This is a genomic window from Streptomyces avidinii, from assembly GCF_014650695.1.
Taxonomy (GTDB): Bacteria; Actinomycetota; Actinomycetes; order Streptomycetales; family Streptomycetaceae; genus Streptomyces; species Streptomyces avidinii.
Genome location: NZ_BMVL01000005.1, coordinates 1 through 18,535, shown reverse-complemented (window position 1 = coordinate 18,535; position 18,535 = coordinate 1). Strand labels below are relative to the sequence as shown.

The following is an 18,535-nucleotide window of genomic DNA, read 5'->3' as shown; positions in this document are numbered from 1 at the left end:
CGCCCGCGGGTTAGCACCGAGAAGGTGGAGGAGTTCTCATGGCGCAGCGGCAGACCACGTCCCTACGGCTGCGCCTTCGCTACCGGTTCGACAATCTGGTGGCGGGCGGGACCACCGCGCTCATCGGCTGGTTCGCCCTGGCCTGCCTCACCGTCGTGGTCCCGGCGAGCACGGTGCTCGTCTGGGCCGACCGGGGCGCCCCGCCGACCCTGGCCGGCCGGCTCACCGCCGTGTGGGTCAGCGTCGGGCAGACGCTCAAGATCGGCGGTGCGGTCGGCTCGCCCCTCTACGTCCTGGCCTCCGTCGCGCTCGCCCTGGTCGCCCTGCTGTTCGTGTCCACGCTGGTCAGTCTGATCACCACCGGCATCAACCGGCGCATCATGCTGCTCCGCCGCGGCCACTCCACCGTGCTGGAGTCCGGGCACACCGTCGTGCTGGGCTGGTCCGACCAGATCTTCCCGGTGGTCGGGGAGCTGGTGGCGGCCAACTCCAACCAGCGCCGGTCGGCGGTCGCCGTCCTTGCGCCGAAGGACAAGGTGGAGATGGAGGAGGAGATCGCCACCTCCGTCGAAGACACCGGCACGACACGGATCATCTGCCGCAACGGCCGCACCACCGACCCCACGGAGCTCGCCCGGGTGAGTCCGCGGACCGCGAAGGCCGTGCTCGTGCTGCCCCCGGAGGGGGACACCGGCGACGCCCACGTGGTGAAGACCCTGCTCGCCCTCGACGCGGCGGTCCCCGAGCCCGGTGCGGCGGTGGTCGTCGCCGCCGTCCGGGACACCCGCAACCACGACACCGCCCGGCTGGCCGCCGGGCCCGGCGGGCACGTCCTGTGCGTCGACGACATCATCGCCCGGCTCCTCGTGCAGACCGCCCGCGAGCCCGGTCTGTCGCTCGTCTACCAGGACCTGCTCGACTTCGCCGGCGACGAGTTCTACACCGCCCCGGCCCGGGGCCTTGCCGGACGCACCTTCGGCGAGGCCCTGCTGGCGTTCACCACGTCCTCGGTGGTGGGCCTGCTGCACCCGGCCGGCGAGGTCGCGCTCAACCCGGACCCCGGTACGCCGATCGGCGCGGACGACCGGATCGTCCTCGTCTCCCGGGACGACGACACGGCAGTGCAGGAGGACGCGTCCTCCTGGGTCGAGGAGGACGCGATCGTCACGGCCCGCCCCGCGGAGCCCGTGGCCGCACGGCTGCTCCTCCTCGGCTGGAACCGCCGCGCTCCGCTCATCGTGGAGCAGCTCGACCAGTTCGTGGGCCCCGGGACCACGCTCGACGTGGTCTCGCTCGGCGACGAGACGACGATGCGCTGCACCTCCGGCATCTCGGGCGCGCGCAGCCGCCTCGAAGTGGACTTCCGCAGCGGGGACATCACCGATCCCCGGCTGCTGGCCAAGCTGGACGTGCCCTCGTACGACAGTGTGATCGTCATCGGTGAGACGGGCCACGAAACCGTCTCCCCGGCCCCTCTGCCGTCCGCCCGGGCGATCGACCCCACCCTTGCGCCGGAGACCGGAACGGAGACGGACGACCGGACGCTGGTCACCCTGCTGCACCTGCGGGCGATCGGGGAGGCGGCGGGGCGGGAGCTGTCGCTCACCACCGAGATGTCCGACGACGGCAACCGGCTGCTCGCCCCGGCCCGGGAGGGCGCCGACTTCATCGTCAGCGGCCGGCTGATCAGTCTGCTCATGACCCAGATCTCGGAGAACCGCCATCTCGCGGACGTCTTCGAGGAGTTGTTCCGGGCGGAGGGGAACGAGCTCCACCTCAAGCCGGCCGCGGACTATGTGCGCACCGACCGCGAGGTGGCCTTCGCCACCCTCGTCGAGTCGGCGCGCCGCCGCCGCGAGTGCGCGGTCGGCTACCGGCTGCGCGCCGAGGCCGCCGCGGGCCCCGCGTACGGTGTGCGACTCAATCCGGACAAGCGGCAGCGGGTCCGCTTCGGCGAGCACGACTGGCTGATCGTGCTCGCCGAGAGCTGAGGCGTCGACCGTTGGCTGTCGGTCGCCGGTCTCCGGTTTCCGGTCGTTCAGAGCGTCGAGTGGACCTCGAGGGCGGTCCGGACGGCGGATTCCAGGGCTCCTTCGATCCACGCCGGCTTGATGGAGGTGTGGCACCCGGCGAAGTGCAGGTTCCCCTCCGCCTTGCGGACGTGGGGGAAGAGCTCGGTGTGCTGGCCGGGCAGCAGCACGGAGGCCTCGCCGTAGGCGTACGGGTCGCGCATCCAGGACTGGGTGCGCCCCACACCCGTGTAGAACACCTCGATCCGCTGCCCGAACACCTCCTGCACCCCGGCGAGGGCGCGGGGGTAGCGCTCCTCGTCGTCCAGGGAGTCCCACTTCAGGGCGTCGTCCGACCAGCTGTAGGAGGCGAGCACGACCCCGCCCGCGCTGCCCTCGACGGGGTAGGAGGGCTGGAACATGAAGCGGTTGGGGTTGTCGGTGGCCGAGCCGCCGCCGATGACGTGGGCCGCCTCGGGCTGGTCGCGGGTGACCGCCCGGCAGGCCGCGTAGTGCGCCCGCTGCCCGCTGGAGATGCCGCGGTCGGACACGGACGAGTGCGCGCCCAGCAGTGTGCCGTCCGCCGGGGTCTGCCCGAGCTGGTACTTGCGGTAGAGGCCCGGCTGCACCGCCTCCAGCTCGCGCTTCCAGTCGGCCTCGTCGAACTCCCACCAGCGGCGGCTGAATTCCAGCAGGACCTTGGTGGCCGCGTCGTAGTGCAGCTCGGTGATCGCACGCCGCTTGCCGTACGACAGCGCGGGCGCGACCGGGATGTGGCGCAGCCCGGAGAAGGGCACGGTGATGATCGCGGTGTCGCCGGTGAACGTCTCGCGCCGCACGGCGCTGCCGCCGCGCCCCTCGGAGACGGTCTCGACGCTGACCCGGCCCTCTCCGTGGGTGATCCGCGTGGCCCGGCGGTCGAGCCGTACGAGGTCCTCGACACGGGCGTAGAGGGCGTCGGCCAGGGTGGCGGTGCCGCCGGGCAGTTCGAAGAAGGCGGTGTCCGGGCTGATCAGCGAGGCCCCGATGAAGCTGTGGACGAAGGCGAGGTGCAGTCGCGAGGTGAGGTTCTCGACGGTTCCGATCAGGTCGATCGTCCGCTCGTCGAGCTTCGCCTCCTCGGTCAGATAGCGGTACATCGACATGTGGCCGTAGCGCTGGATGACGCGCGCCCAGCCCTCGACGAGCTGCTTGTCCTTCTTGCCCTCGATCTCCTTGCGTACGGGCGCGAAGGCGTTGCGGACGATCTGCGCGGCCGGCACGCCCTCGTAGGCCGCCGGGACCCCGAAGGACTTGTTGAGGGCCTGCGGGCTGCGCGCGTAGTCGGCGCGGCGGATCCGGATGCCGTTGACGAAGATCCACGTGCGGTAGGCGGGGCGGCCGGACCCGTCGACGTCGACCAGGTGGAAGCGCCGGCGCTTCAGGCCCAGGCTGTCGATCAGCCCGGTGACCAGGGGGTGGCTGTCGGGAATGCGCATCGCGCCGGCCTCGGCGTACTGCTTGGGGTCGGCGAAGGGGGCCGCGGACTTCTCGTGGCCGCCGGCCCGGAAGGTCTTGATCCGGCCGCCCACCCGGTTGCCGTTGGCCTCGATGACGGTGACCTGGTGTCCGGCCTCGCGCAGCAGGTGGGCGGCGGTGAGTCCGGCGGGTCCGGCGCCGACGATCAGGACCTTCTTGCGGGTACGGGAGCGGGGCAGCCCGTGCTTCAGGAGGATGTCGGAGTAACGGGGCACCAGGGACTCGTCGTCCTCGTCCCGTACGAGGACGGCCCGGGCGATGGTGAGGCAGGTCTCCCAGTCGGGGCGCGCGGAGCCGGACGGCGCCTGCGGGGTCCCGGCGGACGCCGCGGCGACCGACAGGGCCCCGGCTCCCGCGACGGCGGCCGCCCCGGCGATGACGGTACGGCGGGAGGGGCGGCGGGCGGCGGCCGGGGCCGGCTCGTCCGAGGTGCCGGACGCGGGGTCGGGTGCGGAAGCGGGTTCAATGATCATGGATCAACTCTCGCGGCCCGAAAGCGCCTTGATCGCCCAAAGCCACCCGTGAGGGGAACAATCACCCGGACGTGCGGCGGGCGCCGCACGCCGCTGACGAACGGGCATTCGCACCCTGCCGGACCGTGCGGGCCGCGGCGGTTCAGTGGATCCGGCGCACCTGCTGGCTGGTGAGCTCGTACCGGGCTCCGACGATGGCCAGGTCCCCGGCCGCGACCTTGGCCGCGAGCTCCGGTTCCGCGGCCAGCCTCGCCCGCACCAGCCGTACGTTCGCGGTGATCGCGGCGTCGATCCGCGCGGCACCGCGCAGCGTGCGGTCGATCGCCGGGTGGATCTGATCGACCAGGTACTGCATGTGGCCCGGCAGCGGGGCCCCTCCCCCGGCGGCCCGGACGGCCGCGCCGACCGCCCCGCACGACTGGTGCCCGAGGACGACGACCAGCGGGATGCCCAGTTCGAGGACGCCGTACGCGATGCTCCCGAGCACGGCCTCGTCCAGCACCTCGCCCGCCGACCGTACGGTCAGCAGGTCACCGAGGCCCTGGTCGAAGACCAGCTCCGGGGGCACGCGCGAGTCGACGCAGCCGAGGACGACGGCGAAGGGGTGCTGGCCGCCGACCAGCGTCTGCCGCACGATCCGCGTCTCGTCGGGGTGCCGCTCGTGCAGGGTCCGCCAGCGCGCGTTCCCCGCCTCCAGTTCCACCAGCGCGGTCCGGGGGGTGGCGGGCCGGACCCTTCCGGGGCCTCCGGTGACGGGGGCGTCCGGGGTGCGGGGGGAGCCGGCCACCAGGCCGGCCCCCAGGGCCGCCGTGCCGGTCAGTACCACCCGGAGCAGCCGGCGCCGCCCGGGACCGACGGGACTTTCAGCATGCATGCTCATATCGGGACAAACTATGCACATCCAGTCCTGAAGGGTGGGCGCCGCTCTCGGGAAGAGCCCCTCAGCGGGGTGCCAGCAGCCGTGCGAGCACCGCGCGGAGCTCTTCGCGCACCCCTTCGTCGGTGATCACCCCGTCCGGTCCGACCGTCCCCCGGTCCACCGGGACGTTCACACAGGCCGACTCCACGATGTCCGCGCCGGTGTAGCCCAGTACCGTCCTCAACGTGGCCTCCGCGCCCCGGCCCCGGCCGGCGGCGGCCGCGTTGACCCAGGCCACGGGCTTGTCGCAGATCTCGGTACCGCCCACCGTCCAGTCCAGCAGGTTCTTGAACGAGCCCGGCAGGGTGCCCGCGTACTCCGGGGTGCAGATCAGGACCGCGGCCGCCGCGCCGATCGCCGCGCGCAGCTCCGCCACCGGGGCCGGGAGGGGGTCGGTGTCGTCGTCGGGGTTGAAGTGCGGCAGCGCGGCCGGGCCCGCGTGGAGCACGGTGCGCACGTGGGCGGGCGCCACGGCCTGCGCGGTGCGCAGCACGGACTCGTTGGAGGAACCGGTCCGCAGGCTTCCGGACAGCAGAAGGATCAGGGGCGGCGTGGACATCCGGTCACCTCACCCCCGAGCCGAACCGTTCGGTGCCGACGACCCGGAGCAGGGCGAGGCGGTCGGCCGTGTCCGAGCCGGGCGGCGGGGTGAACAGGACGAGGCGCTGGTCCTCCTCCTGGGCGAGGAGCACCTGGCAGTCGAGGTCGACGGGACCCACGAGCGGGTGGACGACCCGCATCCGGCTGCGGCGGCGTACGGCGACCTCGTGCAGCTCCCACAGGGCGGCGAACTCCTCACTGCCCTGCCGCAGGCGGTCCACCAGACGGCTGGCCGCCGGATCGGCGGCGCCCCTGCGGGCGACGGCCGCCCGCAGGTCCGCGACGTGCAGCCGGCTGTAGTGGTCGTGCTCGTCGGCCGGGTACGCCTCCCGCGCGGCCGGGTCGGCGAACCAGCGCCAGATCACGTTGCGGCCGTGCTCGGAGACGGTGCACACGCCGCCGAGCAGGGACCGCGCCAGGTCGTTCTGGGCCAGGACGTCGCCGAGGTCGCCGAGTACCTGGGCGGCGGTGCCGGGCAGTTGGTCCAACAGGTGCAGCAGGCCGGCGCCGACCCGGTCACCGCCGACCCGGCCCGCGGGCGGGCGGTGTCCGGCGAGCAGGTGGAGGTGGTCGCGTTCGTCGTCGCTGAGCCGCAGGGCGCGGGCGAGGGCGGACAGCATCTGCGGTGACGGCTGGGGGCCGCGGGCCTGCTCCAGCCGCATGTAGTAGTCGGCCGACATGCCCGCGAGCTGGGCGACCTCCTCGCGCCGCAGCCCCGGCGTGCGCCGCCGGGATCCGGCGGTGAGCCCCACGTCCGAGGGACGCACGCGGTCGCGTGAGCGGCGGAGGAAGTCGGCGAGTTCCCGGCGGTCGATCGTCATATTGATCATTCTGCCGGACAGGGCCGCGCCGCAGCCCGGGATCCCCGGTCCTAGGTTCGGGCGGTCTCTCCCGCCCACGGCCCGCCGGCGGCAGTGTGGGCGGAGCCGGAGCGAACGCCCCCGGCGCCCACCCAGCCCCAGAAGGAACATCCGCCATGCCCGCCACCGCCACCGCCACTGCCACTGCCACTGCCACTGCCACTGCCACTGCCACTGCCACTGCCACCGTGCAGGTCGCCGCCGCCCGGGTCCACTACGACCGCACCGGCTCGGGCCCCGCGCTCGTCCTGGTCCACGGCACCGGATCCGGTGGTTCTGCCGTCAACTGGGGCGGGCTGCTCCCACGTTTCACCGCCGGCCACACCGTGATCACCCCGGACCTCTCGGGCACCGAGCGCACCACGGACGACGGGGCCCCGCTGACGGTGGAGGGCCTGGCCGCGCAGGTCATCGCCGTCATCGAGGACGCGGACGCCGGCCCGGTGGACCTGCTGGGCTTCTCGATGGGCGCGCCGGTCTCCGCGGCCGTCGCCGCCCTGCGCCCCGACCTCGTACGCCGCCTGATCCTCGTCGCCGGCTGGGCCCACACCGAGAGCGACGAGTACCTGCGCAACCTGTTCACCCTGTGGAAGCAGCTCGGCACCTCCGACCCGGCCGCCTTCGGCCGCGCCGTCGCCATGACCGGCTTCAGCCGCGGATTCCTCAACGCGATCGGCCGCGAGCAGGTGGAACTCCTGATCCCCAACATGCCGCCCACCCCCGGCACCCTGCGCCACGTGGACCTCGACACCCGCATCGACATCCGCGACCTGCTGCCGCGGATCCAGGCCGAGACGCTCGTCATCGGTCACGCCCAGGACATCACCGTCCCCGTGGAGAACAGCCGCGCCCTGTACGCGGCGATCGGGAACAGCCGGTACGCCGAGATCGACGCCGGACACGTCGCGTTCTTCGAGAAGGAGGACGAATTCGTCGAGCTGGTCGACGGATTCACCCTCGCCCCGTGATCCCGTCCCCGCCGCGCCCCACCGGAGGGCGCGGCCGGCCGGGTCCGCGTTTTCAGCCGACGTCGGAGCGTGCGGCGGTGTCGTCGAGGAAGCCGCCCGACTGGTGCTGCCACAGCTTCGCGTACGCGCCGTCCGAGGCGAGCAGCTCCTGGTGCGTGCCGTGCTCGACGATGCGTCCGCGGTCGAGGACGACGAGCCGGTCCATGTTCGCGACCGTACTCAGCCGGTGCGCCACCACGAGGGCCGTCCGTCCCTCCATGAGCCGCCACAGCGCCTCCTGGACCAGGATCTCGCTCTCGGAGTCCAGGGCGCTGGTCGCCTCGTCGAGCAGCAGGATCGGCGCGTCGCGCAGGATCGCCCGGGCGAGCGCGACGCGTTGGCGCTGTCCGCCGGACAGCTTGACGCCGCGTTCGCCGACCATGGTGTCGAAGCCGTCCGGCAGGGCGTCGGTGAACTCCGTGACGTGCGCCGCCTCGGCCGCCCGGCGGATCTCGGCCTCGGTGGCGTCCGGGCGGGCGAAGGCGATGTTCTCCCGCAGGGTGCGGTGGAACATCGCCGGGTCCTGCGGGACGTAGGCGATCAGGCTGCGCAGGTCGGCCTGGCGCAGTCGGCTGATGTCCTGGCCGCCGATCAGGATCCGGCCGGCTTCGACGTCCGTCATCCGCATCAGCAGCCGGGTGAGCGTCGTCTTGCCGCCACCGGACCGGCCGACCAGGCCGATCTTCGTCCCGCCGGGCACGTCGAGGTCGAGTCCGTCGAAGAGCGGCTTCCCGCCGCCGTGGGCGAAGGTGACCTGCTCGAAGCGGACGTCCGAGGCTCCGGGCCGCAGCGGTTCGGGCGAGGCCGGGTCGAGCACGGTGGGCGGCGTCAGCAGCAGTTCGGTGAACTGCCCGGCCTCCGTCATCGAGCTCTCCAGACGGCGGTAGATCTGGTTGAACTCGAACATGATCCGCGTGGCGCTGGCGTAGTAGGTGAAGGCCACGATGACCGCCTCCACCCCGTGCTCTCCCCCGCCCAGCGTGACGGCGAGGAGCAGGCCCAGCGCATTGGTCAGTACGGACATCGGCGCGACGACCGTGTCGATGCGCAGGTTGCCGTAGTCCCAGGAGCGCAGGGTGAGCCGGCGCGACTCGGCGACGCGCGACCGGTGTTCGGCGGCCTCGCGTTCCTCGGCGGCGAACGCCCGGACCGTGTCCATGTTCATCAGGCTGTCCGCGACGTGGCCCGACACCCGGGCGATCGCCTCCTCGCGCTGGGCCACGAGGGTCTGGCGGCGCCGGATCAGCGGCGCCACACCCAGCGCGGTCACCGCGATCAGGACCAGCAGCCCGGCCACGAGCAGCGGGTCGTACTGCCACAGCACGACGGAGGCGAACAGCAGCGGTACGAAACTGCCCATGACCGAGAAGGTCAGGGTGTCGACGAACTCCTCGAAGCGGGAGGCGAAGCTCAGTACGCGTTTGGTCAGTGACCCGGCGAAGTTGTCGTGGAAGAACGCCGCGTCCTTGGCGAACAGTTCGTCCATGCCGACCACGTAGAGGTGCTCGATGCCGCGGGCGTCGAGGCGGTTGAGGCAGTGCAGCCCGACGCGCCACAGTGCTTCCGCGAGCAGCAGGACCCCGGCGAAGCCGAGGACGTAGGGCAGCATGGCGTCGACGGTGGTGCTGCCGCCGCCGGAGATGCGGCCGACGAGCTTGGCGACGATCAGCGGCGCGATGTAGTTGATGCCGATGTTGCCCAGTGCCGGGAGCAGCATCGCGGGTGCGGTCAGCCGGCGAAGGCGGACCAACTCCCGTCCGTAGTAGCGAAGTGCGAGGAGTACCGAGCCCGTGCCCGGTGAACCTTCGGCCGATCCAGGCGTTCCCATTACAACCCTGTGCTGTCGTGTGGCGGGAGGTTTGCAGGAACCGAAGTGTCCCGCGACGGCGTCCGCCCGGTCCAAGGATTTTCCCGAACGGCGGTATGTCGTCCCCGATCGTCCCGCCCGATCGCCGTGGCGCCGGAACGGGCGGAGGGCCGCTCCGGATCACTCCGGAACGGCCCCGTGGTCCTGGTGCGGTGCGGGTGTGGCCGAAGGTGCGGGGTTACGGGACGGGCTGCTGCTGGGTGACGCAGTGGATCCCGCCGCCGCCGGTGCCGAGCCGGTCGATGTTGAGCTGCTCGACGGTCCGGCCCGGGTAGAGCCGGGCCAGGGTGGCCTTCGCCGCGGTGTCGGCCCGGGTGTCGCCGAAGTGGGCGGTGATGACGGCGCCGTTGCACAGGTAGTAGTTGGCGTAGGAGGCGAGGAAGTCCGGGTTGGAGGAGCGGATCCTGTTGTAGTCGGGGCCCTGGATCTGGTCGACCGTCATGCGCGTGCCGTCGGCAGCGGTGGACGCCGACAGGATCTGGTACTGCTGGCGCGCGTCCTTGGCGTACACGTCGCTGTCCGAGGCCAGGGGCATCTGGACGGCGGCCCGGCCGGGGGCGAGGAAGCGCGAGGTCGCGTCGACGTGGTCGTCGGTGATGTCCTGGCCCTTCACCCCGTCGAACCAGATGACCTTGGAGGCGCCGTACGCGGCGAGCATCGCGGACTCGATCTGCGCCTGCGTCTTGTTGGGGTTGCGGTTCTTGTTGACCAGGCTGCTGCGGGTGGCCATCAGGGTGCCGGCGCCGTCCTGCTCGATCGCGCCGCCCTCGCCCACCAGGGCGGCGGCGGTGAACGGCACGCCGACGTAGGAGGCGATCCGTCCGGCGACCAGGTTGTCCCGGGAGTGGGCCTGCTTCTTGCCCCAGCCGTTGAAGTTGAGACCGACGGCGTCCAGACCGCCGGATCCGTTGGTGCGGAAGACGGGTCCCGTGTCGCGCATCCAGCAGTCGTCGACGGGGATGGTGCTGATGACGGTGACGGTGGAGCCGCACATCGAGCGGGCCTTGGCGGCGCTGCCGGAGTTGGCACAGATGTGGACCGGCTCGTACTTGGCGATGGTCCGTGCGATGAGCGCGATGTCCTGCTGGACGCCGCTGAGCGTGTTGCCCCAGATGGAGGTGCTGTCCGGCCAGGCCATCCAGGTACGGGTGTGCCGGACGTCCTCGATCGGCACGCGGAAGGCGCCGGCCGTCGCCGGGCGGATCGCCGCCGCGGCGCCGGCCCGCCCTTCGGCCGCCGCCAGTGCGGCCGCGGCGGCGGTGAGTCCCGCCGCTGCCAGGAACCTGCGTCTGCCCATGCCCTCGCCTGCGGGCCGATTCACTGCGTGATCGTTCATGTGGGGTTTCCTCCGATGGCTCAACTCCCCGCAGGGACAGCGGGGTTGACCGGAAAGCTAAAACTGGCCAAGCGCTCGGTCAATAGTTCGGACGAGGTGATTCCGGTGGATCACGCAAAGCCCCAGGTCGCGTGCGAAAGGCTGGTTAGAGTGACGCCATGGCAGCTGTCGCGAAGGACTCCGGAGACCGGCCCGCTCCCTCCGCACGGGCCGGCCGGCCACGGACCTCGGCGAAGGGCGAGCAGACCCGGGCACGGCTGATCGCCGCCGCGCGGACCCTGCTCGCGGGCGAGATGGGCGAGGGCTTCACCACCCGCAACGTCGCGGCGCTGTCCGGCGTTTCGCACGGGATGTGCCACTACCACTTCCAGGACCGGACCGATCTCGTCCTCGCGGTCATCGCGGACATCCGCCCCGAGTGGATCACGCCGCTGGAGGCGGCGGTGTCCGGTCCCGGCTCGTTCGCCGAGCGCGCCGAGCGGGTCGTCGAGCTGCTCGGCCGGCCCGAGGGCGCCGAACTCGCCCACCTCCATTCCGCCCTGCACTGGCAGGCGTTGAACGACGCACGGGTCCGGGAGAGCCTGGAGATCGAATACCGGCGCTGGCGCGCGTGCTTCGTCGCCCTCTTCCAGGTCCTGGCCGACGAACGCGGCGGGGACTTCGATCCGCGCCCGCTGGGGCTGGCCGTGGCCGCCGCCGTCGACGGCCTGGCGGCCATGGACTCCCTCGGCGCCGACGGCGGTACGGAGCCGGTCCTGCGCACCTTGATCCGTACCCTCGCCGCCGGGGCCTGATCCGCTCCAGGTCCCGATCCGGCTCCGCGTCCCGATCCCGCCGGCCCCGCTACAGCGCCCTGCGGGCCGCGGCGATCGCCTCCGGGTCCCACCCCGGGCGCGGCACCGACTCCAGCAGCAGCCGCGTGTACGGGTGCCGGGGCGCGGCCAGCACCTCGGGCGTGGCACCCGCCTCGACGATCCGGCCGTGCCGCATCACGACGATCTCGTCGGTCACGCACCGTACGACACCCAGGTCGTGGGTGATGAAGAGGTACGCGATGCCGGTCTGCTCCCTGATGTCCGCGAGCAGGTTGAGGATCTGCGCCTGTACGGAGACGTCGAGCGCGGCGACCGCCTCGTCGAGGACGAGGACGGACGGCTCGACCGCCAGGGCCCGGGCGATGGCGACGCGCTGGCGCTGGCCGCCGGACAGCTGACGCGGCAGGGCGTCGGCGGCCCGGGTGCCGAGCCCCACCTGGTCGAGCAACTCCCTTGTCCGCCTGGCGTGGTCGCGGCCCGGGAAGTGCAGGCGCAGCGTCTCGCGCAGGGCCGCCTCGACGCCGGTGCGCGGATCGAGGGAGAGGTACGGGTCCTGGAAGACCATCTGGACCTCACGGGCGCGGGCCAGCCGCCGGACGCGCCCGCGGCCCTCGCCTCGCGCGGTGCGGTTGCGGCCGGCCACCAGGACCTTGCCCCCGTCGGCGCGTTCCAGCCCGACGATGATCCGCGCGGTGGTGGTCTTGCCGGAGCCGGACTCCCCCACGATCCCCAGCGAACCGCCTTCGGGAAGGACGAAGGACACGTCGTCGACGGCGCGCACGGCTCCGTAGGAGCGGCGCAGCCCCGTGACCTCCAGGACGGTCTCGCGAGGTCCGGGTCCGTTATCGGGCATCGACGGTGCTCCCTTCGAGCCGGTCGCTGTGGTGGCAGGCGGCCAGGTGCCCGGGCCGGTCCGGGGCGGCCACCGGCAGCGGAACCTGCTGGTCGCAGACTTCCGTGGCGAGCGGGCAGCGGGCGGCGAAGGCGCAGCCGTGCAGTTCCTGGCGCAGGTCCGGCGGCTGACCGTCGATGGCGGCGAGCCGGCCGCGGGGGCCGTCCATCCGCGGGGTGGAGGCCAGCAGGGCGGCCGTGTACGGGTGCCGGGGCCGTTCGAAGAGGGCCTCGGCGGGCCCGCTCTCGGCGATCCGGCCGGCGTACATCACGTAGACGCGGTCGCTGATGGCCGCCGCCAGGTCGAGGTCGTGCGTGACGAACAGCAGGCCGGTGCCGAAGCGGGCGCGCAGCCCGGCGAGCAGCGCGATGACCTCGGCCTGGGAGGTGACGTCCAGGGCGGTGGTGGGCTCGTCGGCCAACAGGAGCGCGGGGTCTCCCATGAGGGCCGCCGCGATCACCACGCGCTGGAGCATGCCGCCGGAGACCTGGCCCGGGTACTTCCGCAGCACGGCGGCGTCCAGGCCCACCGCCTGCAGGAGTTCGGTGGCGCGCACGGTCGCGTCCGCCCGGCTCATGGCTCCGGTCAGTGTGGCGCTCTCGGTGAGGAAGTCCCGGATGCGGCGCAGCGGGTTGACGCTGGCGCGCGGATCCTGGAAGACCATGGCCGCGGCGGAGGCGCGTACGGTGCGCAGCTGCGCGGCGTTCATGGCGAGGACGTCCTCACCACCGACCCGTACGGTTCCTTCGACGACGGCTCCGGGCGGCAGCAGGCGCAGCGCGCTGCGCGAGGTGAGGCTCTTGCCGGAACCGGACTCGCCGACGAGGGCGACGGTCTCTCCGGTGGAGACGGTGAGGTCGACTCCGTCGAGGACGGGCCGGGCGGTACCGGGCAGGGTGATCCGCAGCCCCTGGATGTCGAGGGTGTGCGCCGGTGGCGTCGGTGGCGTGGTGGTGGTCATCTGTCTCTCCTGGCGACACGGTCGGCCCAGCGTTCGCCGACCACGTTGAAGGCGACCACGGTCAGCACGATGAAGGCGCAGGGCAGGATCGCGGACAGCGGGTAGCCGTGCTGGATGGCGGTCTGTCCGTCGAAGACCATGCGGCCCCAGTCGGGGGTGAGGGCGGGTACGCCGAGCCCGAGGAAGGACAACCCGGCCAGGTCCATCAGGGCGTAGCCGAAGTTGATGGTGGACTGGGCGAGGACGACGGGGGCGATGTTGGGCAGGATGTGGCGCAGGCAGATCTGCAGCGCCGAGTGGCCCTGGACCTGGTAGGCGCTGACGTACGGGCGGGCCCGTTCGGCCAGGACCAGGGAGCGGGTGAGGCGGCTGACGTAGGGCAGGTAGGCCACGGCGAGGGCGATGACCGGGGCGAGCAGCCCCTCTCCGTAGACCGAGATGATCAGGATGGCCAGCAGCATGCCGGGGAAGGCGAAGACGAGTTCGGTGCTGCGGGAGAGCACGGAGTCGATCCAGCCGCCCCGCCAGGCCGCCGCCGTGCCGACGGCGATGCCGGCGGCGGTGGAGAAGGCGACGACCCCGAGCGGTCCGAGCAGTGAGGTGCGGGCGCCGAGCAGCAGCCGGGAGAGGGTGTCACGGCCGGCCGCGTCCACGCCGAAGGGGTGGGCGGCGGAAGGTGCGGCGAGGGCGTTGCCGAGGTCGACGGCGTTGGGGTCGTGCGGTACGAGCCAGGGTGCGAACAGGGCTGCGAGCACGACGACGGCGACGAGGGCCAGGCAGACGAGGTGGAGCGGGGAGCCGGCGGCGCGGATCCGGGAGAGGCCGGGCCGGCGGGTCAGGACGGCGGTCATACGGCGGCGCTCCTCGATCCGAGGGTGAGCCTGGGATCGACCAGGGGCAGCAGCAGGTCCACGACCAGATTCACGATCATGAAGAGGGCGACGATGATCAGGGAGATCGCCTGAACGGTCGGGAAGTCCTTGGTGGTGGTGGACAGTTCGAGGAGCTGGCCGATGCCGCCGATACTGAAGGCCGTCTCGACCAGGATGGTGCACACCAGCAGGGTGGAGACGATCAGGCCGCCGGTGGTCAGGACGGTGCTCAGCGAGTTGCGGAAGACATGGCGCCGGATGACCTGCCGTTCGGGCACGCCCCGGCTGCGGGCGACGGTGACGTGCTCGCTGTCGAGGGCTTCGAGCATGGCGGAGCGGGTGACCCGCGCGAGCATGCCGATCAGGTACAGCGCGAGGGCGATCGAGGGGAGCGTGAGGTGCCACAGCAGGTCGCCGAGGCCACCGTCGCCCGCACCGCTGCTGGGGAACCAGCCGAGGTTGACGGCGAAGAGGCCCTGGAGCAGGACCGCAGCGACGAAGGACGGGGTTCCGACGGCGAGGGTCGTGGTGACGAGGATGGCGGAGTCGGTGGCCCCGCCGCGGACGGCGGCGATCCGGCCGAGGAACAGCCCGACGGCGACGACCACCACGAGTGACATCACGATGAGCGTCAAGGTGGTGGGCAGCCGGTCCGCCAGCAGCCGCGAGACGTCGGTGCGGTAGGTGATCGACCGACCGAAGTCGCCCTGCAGGATGTCGCCCAGCCACCGGAAGTACCGTACGAGGAAGGGGTCGTCCAGGTGGTACTGGGCGTTGATCGCGGCGAGGGCCTCCGGGGAGGCCGAGCGGCCGGCGAGCAGGAAGCTCGCCGGGTTGCCCGGTGCCAGGTACATGGCCGCGAAGACCACGAACGAGGCGGTCAGCAGGGTGGCGGCCATTTCCGCCACCCGCCGCAGCGCGAATCTGACGAAACTCACTGCGCGGCCCCCACATCGGCGGCCCACGGGTAGTACATGTACGAGATGGTGGTGGGGGCGCCGGTGATCCGCTTGTTCAGGAACAGCGCAGTGGGCCACTCGGCGACCGGGATCCACAGCAGCTGTTCCGAGGCCCGGTGCTGGAGCTTCGCCTCGATCTCCATCCGCTGCTCGGTCGGGTATACGGCGCTCGCCTGGTCGACCAGCTTGTCGTACTCGGGGTCGCTGTGGCCCGCGAAGTTCATGTACGCGCCGGTCTTGAAGTTCTGCAGCAGGTCGAGCGGGTCGGTGATCGAGTCGTAGTAGGTGAGCGGGAACATGTCGATGCCCTCGCGCGCCTGGGGGTCGGTGAACAGTGCGGTGAAGGCGTTCGGGGCGATCGTCTTCAGCTGGATGTCCAGGCCGATCCGGGTGCCGGCCGCCTGGACCGCGGTGGCGAGGAGCGAGACGTCCTGGCCTATGGAACTGGTGGCCACGGTCAGTGTCTTGCCGGTGGCGCCGGCCTCCTTGACCAGGGCCGTGGCCTTCTCGATGTCCTGGCCGGTGGGCGGCAGGCTGTCGAAGGCGGTTTTCAGGGTGCCTTCGGGGGCGGCGGCCCAGGCGGCGCGGGTGGTGAGGGAGTTGGTGACGGTTCCCGCCCCGCCGAGTCCGGCCTTGACGAACCCGGAGCGGTCCAGCGCCAGGGACAGCGCCCGGCGGACGCGGATGTCACCGAGCGGGCCCTGCATGTTGGTGACGTTGACGTTGACGGTACTGAGGCCCTCGCCGAAGTAAAGGGTGCCGGCGCCGCTGCCCCGCAGGCGGGCGTAGCTCTCGGTGGGGATCAGGTACCCGCCGTCGGCCTCGCCGCTGAGCAGGGCGTTCGTACGGGCGGAGGGGTCGGTCAGGACGCGGAAGACGGCCTTCTTCGCCTTGGCCCTGGTGCCCCGGTAGCCGTCGAAGCGCTCCAGTTCGATCGACTGACCCTTGTTCCAGGTGCCGAGCCGGAAGGGGCCGCTGCAGCCGAGGCCGCCCGTGGTGCCGTAGTCCTTGCCGGCGGCCTCGACGGCGGCCCTGGACGCGACGACTCCGGCGGCGGTGGCCATGTACTGGGGGAACTGAGAGTCGGGCTTGTTGAGTTTGACGGTGACCTGGAGCGGTCCGCTCTTCGTGATCGAGGCGACGTTCTGGAAGACCTGGGCCCAGGCGGCGGCGTTGTCGGGGTCCATCTGGCGGCCGAGGCTGAAGACCACGTCGTCTGCGGTCATCTTCTTGCCGTCGTGGAAGCGCACGCCGGGGCGCAGGTCGTATATCCAGGTGGTGGGGTCCGGGTTGGACGCCTTCTGGGCGAGGCCGGGTTCCGTGGTGAGGCCCGGGGTCCAGCGCATCAGGCTCTCGCACACGTTGGACAGCACGGTGTTCTGCGGGTAGTCGAAGGCCACCGTGTAGTCGAGGGTGGGCGGTTCGGCGTACACGGCCCAGGTGAACGAGTCGATCTCACCGCGGGCCTCGGGGGTGGAGGCCGACAGCCGGACGTCGGTGACACCGCCCGCGTCGTTCTTCGGCGGGCCGGAGCAGGCCGCGAGCAGGGAGACGGACGTCAGGGCTGCGGTCGCGGCCGCGGCAACGGAGCCGAGCCGGCCGCGCCGGCCGCGGAGGCGTCTGCCGGTGCGGGGCAGGGAGGTGGTCATCGTCGCGCTCTCTATTCCGTGAGGGTTGCGGGGGGAGGAGCGGGCGGGCCGCCGGAGCGGTCCGCCGGGAGCGGCCGGTTTCCCGGGTCGGAAGGTGGGGTCAGCCGGCGGTCCGCACGGCGGGAACCTGCTGGGTGATGCAGTGGACGCCGCCGCCGCCGAAGGCGATGGCGAGCGCCCGGACCCCGACGACCTTGCGGCCCGGGTAGGCCGTGGCGATCACGGCGAGGGCTTCCTCGTCCTGCGGCACTCCGGCCACCGGGACGACCACGCCGCCGTTGGCGACGTAGTAGTTCAGGTAGGACACCTCGATCTCGCCGTCGGCGATGTCGGCGAAGGCCGTCTGCGGCACCTCGATGATCTCCAGGCGGCGGCCGCGGGCGTCGGTGGTGGCCTCCAGCACCGCACGGTTGGCGCGCATACGGGCGTAGTCGGGGTGGTCCGGGTCGGAGGGCAGCGAGATGACGACCGTGCCCGGGGCGGCGAAGGCGCAGACGCCGTCGACGTGACCGTCGGTCTCGGTGTCGAGCAGGCCGCCGTACGGGAGCCACACCACCTTGGTGACCCCGAGCCGCGACATGAGCTCGGCCTCGATCCGGTCGCGGTTCATGCCGGGGTTGCGGTTGGGGTGCAGGAGGCACTGCTCGGTGGTGATCAGCGTGCCCTCGCCGTCCACGGTGATCGCCCCGCCTTCGAGGATCATCCCGGAGGGGATGCGGTCGACCCCGAGGTGCTCCAGCAGCAGGCCGCTGATCCGGTCGTCGGAGTCGAACGGGTGGTGCTTGCGGCCCCAGGCGTTGAACCTGAAGTCGACACCTGCGCGGTTGCCGTCGCCGTCGAGCACGAAGAGCGGGGCGGAGTCGCGGAACCAGGAGTCGTCGAGCGGCAACTCGATGACGGTGACGCCGCCCTGACCCCCGTCCCTGTCGCCGTCCCCGTCGCTGTCGCCGTCCCCGTCGGTGTCGCCGTTGCCGCACAGCGCGCGGGCGTCCTGGCCGAAGCCGGGCGGGGCCACCATCGTCACCGGCTCGAACGCGGCGATGGCGCGGGCGACGTTCGCGTACTCCTCCTTCACCTCGGCGAGCACGCTGCCCCACAGGTCTTCGCGGGTGGGCCAGGCCATCAGGCAGCCGTCGTGCTGCGACCACTCGGCGGGCATACGGAATTCGGTCATCAGGTGTCTCATTTCTTGCGTGGGTGGAATCTTCCACTCGACTGAAAATTCAGTCAAGAGCAGGGGCCTGAAGCGAGGAACGGAGAGACAAGGACTGGAGGAAGCGCCTAGAGGAAGTAGAGGCGGTTGAGGGAGACCCGTTGGGCCGGCTCGGAGCGCAGGGGGGCGCCGTCGAGCGTCACGAGCCCGGTCCGGGCGTTCACGTCGACATCGCCCAGACGGGCGTTGCCGACCATGTCCCTCGGGCCGATGCCACGCGTGCCGCGTACGGCGACGCGGCGGCGCCGGGTGGCCATGCCGCCGGAGGAGCCCGACTCGGCGGCGGCGCGACTGACGAAAGCGACCGAGAGGTCGGCGGGCGCCGCGCCGTGGGCACCGAAGAGGGGTCCGAGGACCAGGGGTTCGCAGGTGTCGGTGGCGGCGTTGGGGTCGCCGGTGACTCCGTAGGCGGGGAAGCCGGACTTCAGCACGAGCTGGGGCTTTGCGCCGAAGAACTGCGGGCGCCAGAGCACGATGTCGGCGAGTTTGCCGACCTCGATGGAGCCGATCTCGTGGGCGAGGCCGTGGGCGATCGCCGGGTTGATGGTCAGCTTGGCGATGTAGCGCAGGACGCGGGCGTTGTCG

Annotated in this window: 16 protein-coding genes; 3 read left to right on the top strand and 13 right to left on the bottom strand. The window is 72.0% G+C overall.

The genetic code is table 11. From position 1 onward, the window contains the following. Nucleotides 1–38: 38 nt before the first annotated feature. Nucleotides 39–1,991 carry a CASTOR/POLLUX-related putative ion channel gene (locus tag IE257_RS13945; protein ID WP_189968403.1) on the top strand — a complete coding sequence of 651 codons (1,953 nt, stop codon included), beginning with the start codon at nucleotides 39–41 and terminating at the stop codon, nucleotides 1,989–1,991. Between the two features lie 47 nt (nucleotides 1,992–2,038). On the opposite strand, the gene lgoX is transcribed toward IE257_RS13945, so the two are convergent. The 4 genes from lgoX to IE257_RS13925 all read right to left on the bottom strand — a co-directional run bounded on the left by lgoX (nucleotide 2,039) and on the right by IE257_RS13925 (nucleotide 6,340). Further along, nucleotides 2,039–4,000 carry an L-glutamate oxidase LgoX gene (lgoX, locus tag IE257_RS13940; RefSeq protein WP_189968401.1) on the bottom strand — a complete coding sequence of 654 codons (1,962 nt, stop codon included), beginning with the start codon at nucleotides 3,998–4,000 and terminating at the stop codon, nucleotides 2,039–2,041. Nucleotides 4,001–4,142: 142 nt separating this feature from the next. Continuing rightward, nucleotides 4,143–4,874 (bottom strand): carbonic anhydrase, encoded by a 732-nt coding sequence (locus tag IE257_RS13935; protein ID WP_189968399.1) that lies wholly within the window; start codon nucleotides 4,872–4,874, stop codon nucleotides 4,143–4,145. Nucleotides 4,875–4,941: 67 nt separating this feature from the next. Then, a complete protein-coding gene (locus tag IE257_RS13930) occupies nucleotides 4,942–5,478 on the bottom strand; it encodes an NADPH-dependent FMN reductase (protein ID WP_189968398.1) in 537 nt (178 codons plus the stop codon). A 4-nt stretch (nucleotides 5,479–5,482) separates the two neighbouring features. Beyond that, a complete protein-coding gene (locus IE257_RS13925) occupies nucleotides 5,483–6,340 on the bottom strand; it encodes a helix-turn-helix transcriptional regulator (RefSeq protein WP_189968396.1) in 858 nt (285 codons plus the stop codon). 155 nt (nucleotides 6,341–6,495) lie between these two features. Between IE257_RS13925 and IE257_RS13920 the strand changes: the two genes are divergently transcribed. Next, nucleotides 6,496–7,347, top strand: coding sequence for an alpha/beta fold hydrolase (locus IE257_RS13920; protein WP_189968394.1), 852 nt, complete (start codon nucleotides 6,496–6,498; stop codon nucleotides 7,345–7,347). A gap of 52 nt (nucleotides 7,348–7,399) precedes the next feature. On the opposite strand, the gene IE257_RS13915 is transcribed toward IE257_RS13920, so the two are convergent. Continuing rightward, nucleotides 7,400–9,214: an ABC transporter ATP-binding protein gene (locus IE257_RS13915; RefSeq protein WP_189968392.1), complete on the bottom strand. Its 1,815-nt coding sequence runs from the start codon at nucleotides 9,212–9,214 to the stop codon at nucleotides 7,400–7,402. Nucleotides 9,215–9,431: 217 nt separating this feature from the next. Beyond that, nucleotides 9,432–10,589, bottom strand: coding sequence for an agmatine deiminase family protein (locus IE257_RS13910; RefSeq protein ID WP_189968390.1), 1,158 nt, complete (start codon nucleotides 10,587–10,589; stop codon nucleotides 9,432–9,434). 158 nt (nucleotides 10,590–10,747) lie between these two features. Here IE257_RS13910 and IE257_RS13905 point away from each other — a divergent pair, with 158 nt between their 5' ends. Further along, a complete protein-coding gene (locus IE257_RS13905) occupies nucleotides 10,748–11,383 on the top strand; it encodes a TetR/AcrR family transcriptional regulator (RefSeq protein WP_189968388.1) in 636 nt (211 codons plus the stop codon). Between the two features lie 49 nt (nucleotides 11,384–11,432). Here IE257_RS13905 and IE257_RS13900 read toward each other — a convergent pair whose 3' ends face one another. The 7 genes from IE257_RS13900 to IE257_RS13870 form a co-directional block, all read right to left on the bottom strand. After that, on the bottom strand, nucleotides 11,433–12,257 hold the full coding sequence (locus tag IE257_RS13900) for an ABC transporter ATP-binding protein (protein WP_189968386.1): 825 nt from the start codon (nucleotides 12,255–12,257) through the stop codon (nucleotides 11,433–11,435). After that, nucleotides 12,247–13,257, bottom strand: coding sequence for an ABC transporter ATP-binding protein (locus IE257_RS13895; protein ID WP_189968384.1), 1,011 nt, complete (start codon nucleotides 13,255–13,257; stop codon nucleotides 12,247–12,249). The genes IE257_RS13900 and IE257_RS13895 overlap by 11 nt, the downstream gene beginning before the upstream one ends. Beyond that, entirely contained in the window at nucleotides 13,254–14,108 is an 855-nt protein-coding gene (locus IE257_RS13890) for an ABC transporter permease (protein WP_189968382.1), read from the bottom strand. The genes IE257_RS13895 and IE257_RS13890 overlap by 4 nt, the downstream gene beginning before the upstream one ends. Next, nucleotides 14,105–15,067 (bottom strand): ABC transporter permease, encoded by a 963-nt coding sequence (locus tag IE257_RS13885; RefSeq protein ID WP_189968380.1) that lies wholly within the window; start codon nucleotides 15,065–15,067, stop codon nucleotides 14,105–14,107. Before IE257_RS13885 ends, IE257_RS13890 begins: the two co-directional genes overlap by 4 nt. Continuing rightward, a complete protein-coding gene (locus tag IE257_RS13880; protein ID WP_189968379.1) occupies nucleotides 15,064–16,737 on the bottom strand; it encodes an ABC transporter substrate-binding protein in 1,674 nt (557 codons plus the stop codon). Before IE257_RS13880 ends, IE257_RS13885 begins: the two co-directional genes overlap by 4 nt. A 100-nt stretch (nucleotides 16,738–16,837) precedes the next feature. Beyond that, the gene (locus IE257_RS13875) at nucleotides 16,838–17,911 is read right to left on the bottom strand and encodes an agmatine deiminase family protein (protein ID WP_189968377.1); all 1,074 of its coding nucleotides are present in this window, start codon (nucleotides 17,909–17,911) and stop codon (nucleotides 16,838–16,840) included. Nucleotides 17,912–18,018: 107 nt separating this feature from the next. Next, nucleotides 18,019–18,535 (bottom strand): amidohydrolase family protein (locus IE257_RS13870; RefSeq protein ID WP_189968374.1); only part of this gene is annotated, 517 nt, incomplete at its 5' end.

Excerpts from the sequence above, each read along its gene's own strand:
- IE257_RS13890 (WP_189968382.1), bottom strand. The coding sequence starts at position 14,108 with ATGACCGCCGTCCTGACCCGCCGGCCCGGCCTCTCCCGGATCCGCGCC.
- IE257_RS13905 (WP_189968388.1), top strand. The coding sequence starts at position 10,748 with ATGGCAGCTGTCGCGAAGGACTCCGGAGACCGGCCCGCTCCCTCCGCA.
- IE257_RS13875 (WP_189968377.1), bottom strand. The coding sequence starts at position 17,911 with ATGACCGAATTCCGTATGCCCGCCGAGTGGTCGCAGCACGACGGCTGC.
- IE257_RS13915 (WP_189968392.1), bottom strand. The coding sequence starts at position 9,214 with ATGGGAACGCCTGGATCGGCCGAAGGTTCACCGGGCACGGGCTCGGTA.
- IE257_RS13895 (WP_189968384.1), bottom strand. The coding sequence starts at position 13,257 with ATGACCACCACCACGCCACCGACGCCACCGGCGCACACCCTCGACATC.
- IE257_RS13935 (WP_189968399.1), bottom strand. The coding sequence starts at position 4,874 with ATGCATGCTGAAAGTCCCGTCGGTCCCGGGCGGCGCCGGCTGCTCCGG.
- IE257_RS13910 (WP_189968390.1), bottom strand. The coding sequence starts at position 10,589 with ATGAACGATCACGCAGTGAATCGGCCCGCAGGCGAGGGCATGGGCAGA.
- IE257_RS13880 (WP_189968379.1), bottom strand. The coding sequence starts at position 16,737 with ATGACCACCTCCCTGCCCCGCACCGGCAGACGCCTCCGCGGCCGGCGC.
- IE257_RS13900 (WP_189968386.1), bottom strand. The coding sequence starts at position 12,257 with ATGCCCGATAACGGACCCGGACCTCGCGAGACCGTCCTGGAGGTCACG.
- IE257_RS13930 (WP_189968398.1), bottom strand. The coding sequence starts at position 5,478 with ATGTCCACGCCGCCCCTGATCCTTCTGCTGTCCGGAAGCCTGCGGACC.
- lgoX (WP_189968401.1), bottom strand. The coding sequence starts at position 4,000 with ATGATCATTGAACCCGCTTCCGCACCCGACCCCGCGTCCGGCACCTCG.
- IE257_RS13945 (WP_189968403.1), top strand. The coding sequence starts at position 39 with ATGGCGCAGCGGCAGACCACGTCCCTACGGCTGCGCCTTCGCTACCGG.
- IE257_RS13925 (WP_189968396.1), bottom strand. The coding sequence starts at position 6,340 with ATGACGATCGACCGCCGGGAACTCGCCGACTTCCTCCGCCGCTCACGC.
- IE257_RS13920 (WP_189968394.1), top strand. The coding sequence starts at position 6,496 with ATGCCCGCCACCGCCACCGCCACTGCCACTGCCACTGCCACTGCCACT.